Source organism: Bradyrhizobium sp. ISRA442 (assembly GCF_038085055.1).
Lineage (GTDB): Bacteria > Pseudomonadota > Alphaproteobacteria > Rhizobiales > Xanthobacteraceae > Bradyrhizobium.
Window position 1 is genome coordinate 34770 of record NZ_JALGCN010000039.1, and the last position, 6053, is coordinate 40822.

Here is a 6053-nt window from a genome sequence, read left to right on the forward strand (position 1 = left end):
CAAATTTCCGGATCGCTTACTGGCGATATTGCTGGATGCGGGTGGTGCGAAGGCCCGCCAGACCATGCTGGTCAATGGAAAACTGCCAGGAGAGGAATTCGTCGACCGTCAAGGTGTAACGGCTGCAGGCCTCCTCAAGGGACAGAAGTCCGCCACGCACAGCGGCGACGACTTCGGCCTTGCGGCGGATGACCCAGCGTTTGGTGCCGGGTGCGGGCAGATCCGCGATCGTCAGCGGACTGCCGTCCGGCCCGATGACGTATTTTACCCTCGGGCGATGGGGTTCTGTCATGGCGTACTCACAAACTCTCAACCACTGAACTCACGCCGTAACCCTACGCCGCCCGGCTTAAAAATTGGCTAAGCCTAAGGCTTCAATACAATTCTCGTTGAAACGGACGGGAACGCGGCCGGCCCGGCAGGCGGAGCGCATGGTTCGGGCCGGCCGGGCGGGCAGAAGGTAAATACTTTACTAACAAACAAGGCCCGCGCGTGATGTCGCGAGGCTCTCAATCGTCGTCCCGGGGCGTGCGCAGCACGCGCCCGGGACTCATAACCACACAGGGAGTAGTTCTTACGAAGACTCGGGGCTACTGCTTCGCGCCACAACCACTCCCTGGGGTTATGGGTCCTGGCCTTCGCCAGGACGACATTGAATGTGCGGCAGCGGCGCGTCGCCTCAGTTGCTGCTGCCGACGATGCTCTTGACCTGGCTGACCGTGTAGCTGTTGCCGTCGATGGTCAGCAGCGGCGGCGATTGGGTCAGGTCGACGGATGAGACCGTGCCCTGGACCTGCGCGGCGATGCCGACATTGTTGTTCGCGATGTCCTTGCCGGTCGCCGTAATCGTGTACTTGCCGTCGGGCCACTGCGTGCCGTCATTGCCCTGGCCGTTCCAGGTGAACGGAATGTCGCTGCCGGCGCCGGCGGTGTATTTGCCGGTGAAGACGGTCTGGCCGCTGGAATTGGCGATCGAGATGTCGACTGTCGCGCTGGTCGGCACGTTGAGGTGCCATGTCGCGGACGAGCTCTTCATCGTCGCGGTCGTGCCGTCGACCACCGCGGTCTTGCCGACGAAGCCGAGTGCCTGGGTTGCCTGCGTGGTCTGCTGCAGGCTGACGAGGGTGGCGAGCGAGTCGTTGGTCTTGAGCTGCTGCTCGACGCCGGCGAACTGCACGAGCTGCTGGGTGAACTGGTTGGTGTCGAGCGGATCGAGTGGGTTCTGGTTCTGGAGCTGCGTGGTCAGCAGCGTCAGGAAGGTCTGGAAGTTGCCGGCCAGCGTCGATCCCGTCGTCGAGCTCAGGGAGTTCGACGAGGACGACGACGATGACGTCTGGGTCGTACCGGAAACGACCGAAGGGGCGGTGGCGGCATTCGTGGTGGTCATGTCGAATACTCCTCACACTCTGATGTCGACGCCGCTGCTCGAACCGAGCATGCGGCCATAGCTGCGTCCCACGGGCGCGGCAGGAGCTGCGTCCTCGTCGCTGATGATCAGCCGGCGGGCATTGCCGCCATTGTCGTTGTTGTTGCCGGAGTTCTGGCTGGATGCATTCTGGTCGCGCAGGCTGAACGACAGGCCGTTGCTGCCGGTCTTCAGGCCCGCATCGTCGAGCGCGCGCTGCAATTGCGGCGCGTCCTGCCGCAGCATCGACAGCGTCTCCGGCTTCTCGACGGTGAGATGCGAGGTGACCTGACCGTTGCGGTCGACATTGATGCGCACGTCGATGCGGCCGAGCTCGGCCGGATCGAGGCTGATGTCAAAGCGCGTCTTGCCGGCGCGCGCGGCGGCGGCGATCTCGATCGGCAGGCCGCTGATCGGCACGGCGGTCGCAGTTGCTGCAGTCGCGGTGAGCGTTGCGGTGGAGGCGGTCGCGGACGAGGTCGTCGTGGTCAGCGGCGCCTGCACGGTCGATGCGGCCTGCGCGCTGGTGTCGGTCGGAGTGACGTTGGCCTGTGCGCTGGCGTGGGCGTGTGTGGTGGGCACGCCCGGCGTTGCGTCGGCGGTGCGGTCGGACGCGCCGGCCTTCGCATCGGTCACGCCGGCGTCGGCCTGCGGCTTGGCGGCCTGCGGATGCGCGGCCGCGTTGGGATTCGTCGCCGTCGCGGGATTTTGTGCGCTGGTGGCGCCCGTCTTGCCCGCGTCCTGACCGATATTCGAGACGTCGGTCTGTGCCTGCGCGGTCGCAGCGGCCTTGAATGAGGTTTTTGGCGTGCCCTGTTCGATTGCCACGAACTGTACACCGCTCGTCTTGGCATCGCTCGCCGTCGCGTCGGTCGCACCGGTGGCAGCATCCGCGAGCGTCGCCGAGGTGTCCGCGCTCACGGTTGCACCCGCGGTCTTGGCGCTCTTGTCGCTCGCCGTGGCCGTATCGGTCTTGGGGCCTGCGATCTGCGCCGCGGTCGAGGCGCTGGCGGCGAGGCCGGCAGCGGCGATCGTCAGCGGCGAATCGGAAGCGTTGCCGGCTTGGCTCGCCGCCGCGTTCGGGTCGGTCGGGACCATGGGCGCGGCAATGACGATCGCGTTCGGATCCGGCGTGGCTGCCTGCGTCGCGTCCGGCTGCGTGGCGGTTGCGGCATCGACGGCGGCGGCGAGGGTGTCGGTATCGTCGCTCTTGTCGCCCTTGCTCGCCTCGGACTTTCCGGAGGCTTTGGTTGTATCCGCCTTGTCCTTGGGCTTGTCGCTGGCCTTGGCGGCGGAGGTATCGTCGTGCGTCGGCGGCGATGAATCCGCATTGTCGCTCGCCTTGCTCTGCGTGGACTGGTCGGTCGCGGAGGTGTCGCGCGAGCCCTTGTCGGAGGATGACGACGCCTGTTCGGAGCGGCGCGGCGCGGCGTCCTGCGCCTGCGACGACGCGTTGTTGCTGATCGCCTGTGTGTTGCTGTCCACCAGCGCGCCGAAGGAGTCGTTCGCGGACGCGTCTTGCGAGCTCTGCGAGCGGGCAGGCCTTTGTGGCGCGCTCGGCACAGGCACGCTGGCAACTACATCTGACGTCACACCAACCACAGGCGACCCCTTGCAAACATCTTCGGATGAGGGGTGAGCAAGGAGCGGGCCAGTCCGGCGCAATAGTGATTTATACAATAATATCAATATATTGTCGGAGTTCTGGTCGCTCCATCAGGTCCCCAATAACCCCGCCATTTCTGCCTCCCCGGCAAGAATTGCCTTAAAGCAGCTCCCGCGCGCGATTGCTTCACCGGAATGCGGCCTATATTAAAGGGTAGCTCTCAGCCGCTTTCGACCGGGCAAGCCGTTCCCAGGGGAACCAGAGTTCCCCGGGATCGCGGGTGTCCCGACCAAAGCCAATAGAATCTCGCGGAAACACCAGCCGCCGCACTCGCATTCAACAGCCGTTAAGCCATGCTCAACAGTCTGGATCTCGAAGGCCGTCCGCAGGATACCAGGGTTGTCGTCGCCATGTCGGGCGGCGTCGATTCCTCGACGACGGCTGCGCTGTTGAAGGCGGAAGGCTACGACGTCGTCGGCATCACGCTGCAGCTCTACGACCATGGCGCGGCGACCCATCGCAAGGGCGCCTGCTGCGCCGGCCAGGACATCCACGACGCCCGCGACGTCGCCGCCAAGCTCGGGATTCCCCATTACGTGCTCGACTACGAGGACCGTTTTCGCGAGTCCGTCATCGACAATTTCGCCGATAGCTACGCGCTCGGCGAGACGCCGGTGCCGTGCATCGAGTGCAACCGTTCGGTCAAGTTCCGCGACCTCCTCAGGACTGCGCGCGAGTTAGGGGCGACCGCGCTCGCCACAGGCCATTATGTCGCCTCGCATCGCCTCGCGGACGGCTCCCGCGCGCTGACCTGCGCGGCGGATCCCGAGCGCGACCAGAGCTACTTCCTGTTCGCGACCACACGCGAGCAGCTCGATTACTTACGCTTCCCGCTCGGCAATATGGCCAAGACCGAGACGCGCGAGCTTGCGCGCCGCTTTGGGCTGGCGGTTGCCGACAAGCACGACAGCCAGGACATCTGCTTCGTGCCGACGGGCCGCTATACCGACATCATCACCCGCTTGCGGCCGAATGCGATGGATCCCGGCGACATCGTCGATCTCGACGGCCGCGTGCTCGGCCAGCATCACGGCATCGCCAACTTCACCGTCGGCCAGCGCCGCGGCCTCGGCATCGCCTCCGGCGCGCCGCTGTTCGTGGTGCGGCTGGATGCGGCCAACCGGCGCGTCGTGGTCGGCCCGCGCGATGCCTTGAAGATGCACCGCATCGTGCTGCGCGACGTCAACTGGATCGGCGACGGCGATATCGACCGCGCCATCGGCGGCGGCCTCGAGATGTTCGTGCGCGTGCGCTCGACCCGTGCGCCGCAGCCGGCCTGGCTGCGCGGCGGCAACGGCTATTACGAGGTCGAGCTGGTCGCCGGCGAAGAGGGCGTTTCGCCGGGCCAGGCCTGCGTATTCTATGACGCGCCTTCGGGGCAGGCGCGCGTGCTCGGCGGTGGCTTTATTCAAAGCGCCGCCGCGAAGGTCGCGACAAGCGCGGTGAGGCCGCTGGTGGAAGCGGTACGCGGCTAAATATTCTTAGGGCAGGGGGCATGGCAGCAGATATCTCGCGGGCCGGGGTCGAGAAGGCCTATGGCCGCTGGGCGCCCGTCTACGATCTCGTGTTCGGCAAGGTGTTCGACGCCGGGCGGCAGTCGACCATCGCGGAGGCCGACCGGATCGGCGGCCGCATCCTCGACGTCGGCGTCGGCACCGGCCTGTCGCTGTCGGATTACTCGCGCACGACGAGAATCTGCGGCGTCGACATCTCCGAGCCGATGCTGCGCAAAGCGCAGGCACGCGTGCGCGCGCTCGGGCTCTCCAATGTCGAGGTGCTCTCGGTGATGGACGCGAAGAACCTCGCGTTCCCCGACGGCTTTTTCGACGCGGTGGTCGCGCAATACGTCATCACCGCCGTGCCCGATCCCGAAGGCACGCTTGACGAGTTCGTGCGCGTTCTCAGGCACGGCGGCGAGCTGATCCTCGTCAACCACATCGGCGCCGAGACGGGGCCGCGAAAACTGTTCGAACTTGCCTTTGCGCCGGTCGCACGCCGGCTCGGCTGGCGTCCGGAATTCCCGTGGGCCCGCCTCGTCAACTGGGCCGCACGGCACGGCGGCATCACGCTCGCCGAGCGGCGGCCGATGCCGCCGATGGGGCACTTTTCGCTGATCCGCTACCGCAAATCGTGATCGTGCCAGGGAGGAACGCGCGCCAAGCTTGGCGCGTTTCCATTCTATGCGCACGACATCGACATTCATCCTGGCAAGCCTTGCGATCGCCGCCTCCGGCGCCGCGATCGCGCAGGCACCGCCAGCACCGGCGACGCCGCCGCAGCAGACCGCGCCGCCGTCACCGCAGCACGTCACCGACTGCACGCCCCAGGACCGGCTGCAAAGCCCGGCCAAGCCCGACGGCACCACCACCGGTCAGGCCAGGGAACCGCTCGGCGACAAGCTGGCCAAATCCGAGGGCGTGATCTGCCCGCCCTCCGGCGTCGACCCCGAAATGCACGCCCCTGCGCCTGACGGCGGCAACACTCCGGTGATCCCGCCCCCCGGCAGCCCCGGCGGCGACCCGAACGTGAGGCCGAAATAGGGCCCGTTCCCCATCCGAAAATCTCGTCATGCCCGGGCTTGTCCCGGGCATGACGTTCTCTGGCCTTGGATGAAGGCCTGGATGGCCGGGACAAGCCCGGGCATGACGGATTCAGTGCCCAAAAGGCCGAATTGGCCCGCCCGACTTGTCCGCCGAAGCTTTAGCCAAGGCGGAAGCCCTGGCGCAGGCGGATTGCTTGACAGCCCGCAATCCCCTTCCTTATATGCCGCGCGTTCGCGAGATCGGCCGTTTCGGCCGCGCGAGCCCTGTGGCGGGGTAGCTCAGCTGGTTAGAGCACGGGAATCATAATCCTGGGGTCGGGGGTTCGAGTCCCTCCCCCGCTACCAGAAAGCCTTTCAAAAACAATCGCATATGAGAGACAGCGCGGACGTTAGCGTCGGATGCGTGATGGTTGTAGCAAATTGGTAGCGGCTCCCGGGCC

6 protein-coding genes and 1 tRNA gene are annotated in these 6053 nt (G+C 66.1%); 4 read left to right on the forward strand and 3 right to left on the reverse strand.

Going from position 1 to position 6053, the window contains the following annotated elements:
• Nucleotides 1–16: 16 nt before the first annotated feature.
• From sciP to MTR72_RS39005, 3 genes are all read right to left on the reverse strand, one after another.
• Nucleotides 17–292, reverse strand: coding sequence for a CtrA inhibitor SciP (gene sciP / locus MTR72_RS38995; RefSeq protein WP_002714638.1), 276 nt, complete (start codon nt 290–292; stop codon nt 17–19).
• Between the two features lie 387 nt (nt 293–679).
• Nucleotides 680–1387: a flagellar hook assembly protein FlgD gene (locus tag MTR72_RS39000; protein ID WP_280966591.1), complete on the reverse strand. Its 708-nt coding sequence runs from the start codon at nt 1385–1387 to the stop codon at nt 680–682.
• A gap of 12 nt (nt 1388–1399) precedes the next feature.
• Entirely contained in the window at nt 1400–3007 is a 1608-nt protein-coding gene (locus MTR72_RS39005) for a flagellar hook-length control protein FliK (protein WP_280966590.1), read from the reverse strand.
• Between the two features lie 357 nt (nt 3008–3364).
• Here MTR72_RS39005 and mnmA point away from each other — a divergent pair, with 357 nt between their 5' ends.
• From mnmA to MTR72_RS39025, 4 genes are all read left to right on the forward strand, one after another.
• A complete protein-coding gene (mnmA, locus tag MTR72_RS39010; protein ID WP_280966589.1) occupies nt 3365–4546 on the forward strand; it encodes a tRNA 2-thiouridine(34) synthase MnmA in 1182 nt (393 codons plus the stop codon).
• A 20-nt stretch (nt 4547–4566) separates the two neighbouring features.
• The gene (locus MTR72_RS39015) at nt 4567–5205 is read left to right on the forward strand and encodes a class I SAM-dependent methyltransferase (RefSeq protein WP_280966588.1); all 639 of its coding nucleotides are present in this window, start codon (nt 4567–4569) and stop codon (nt 5203–5205) included.
• A gap of 46 nt (nt 5206–5251) precedes the next feature.
• Nucleotides 5252–5611, forward strand: a complete 360-nt coding sequence (locus MTR72_RS39020) for a hypothetical protein (RefSeq protein WP_280971124.1) — start codon at nt 5252–5254, stop codon at nt 5609–5611.
• Nucleotides 5612–5881: 270 nt separating this feature from the next.
• A tRNA-Met gene (locus MTR72_RS39025) sits at nt 5882–5958 on the forward strand.
• Nucleotides 5959–6053: the final 95 nt, after the last annotated feature.

Excerpts from the sequence above, each read along its gene's own strand:
- sciP (WP_002714638.1), bottom strand. The coding sequence starts at position 292 with ATGACAGAACCCCATCGCCCGAGGGTAAAATACGTCATCGGGCCGGAC.
- MTR72_RS39015 (WP_280966588.1), top strand. The coding sequence starts at position 4,567 with ATGGCAGCAGATATCTCGCGGGCCGGGGTCGAGAAGGCCTATGGCCGC.
- mnmA (WP_280966589.1), top strand. The coding sequence starts at position 3,365 with ATGCTCAACAGTCTGGATCTCGAAGGCCGTCCGCAGGATACCAGGGTT.
- MTR72_RS39020 (WP_280971124.1), top strand. The coding sequence starts at position 5,252 with ATGCGCACGACATCGACATTCATCCTGGCAAGCCTTGCGATCGCCGCC.
- MTR72_RS39000 (WP_280966591.1), bottom strand. The coding sequence starts at position 1,387 with ATGACCACCACGAATGCCGCCACCGCCCCTTCGGTCGTTTCCGGTACG.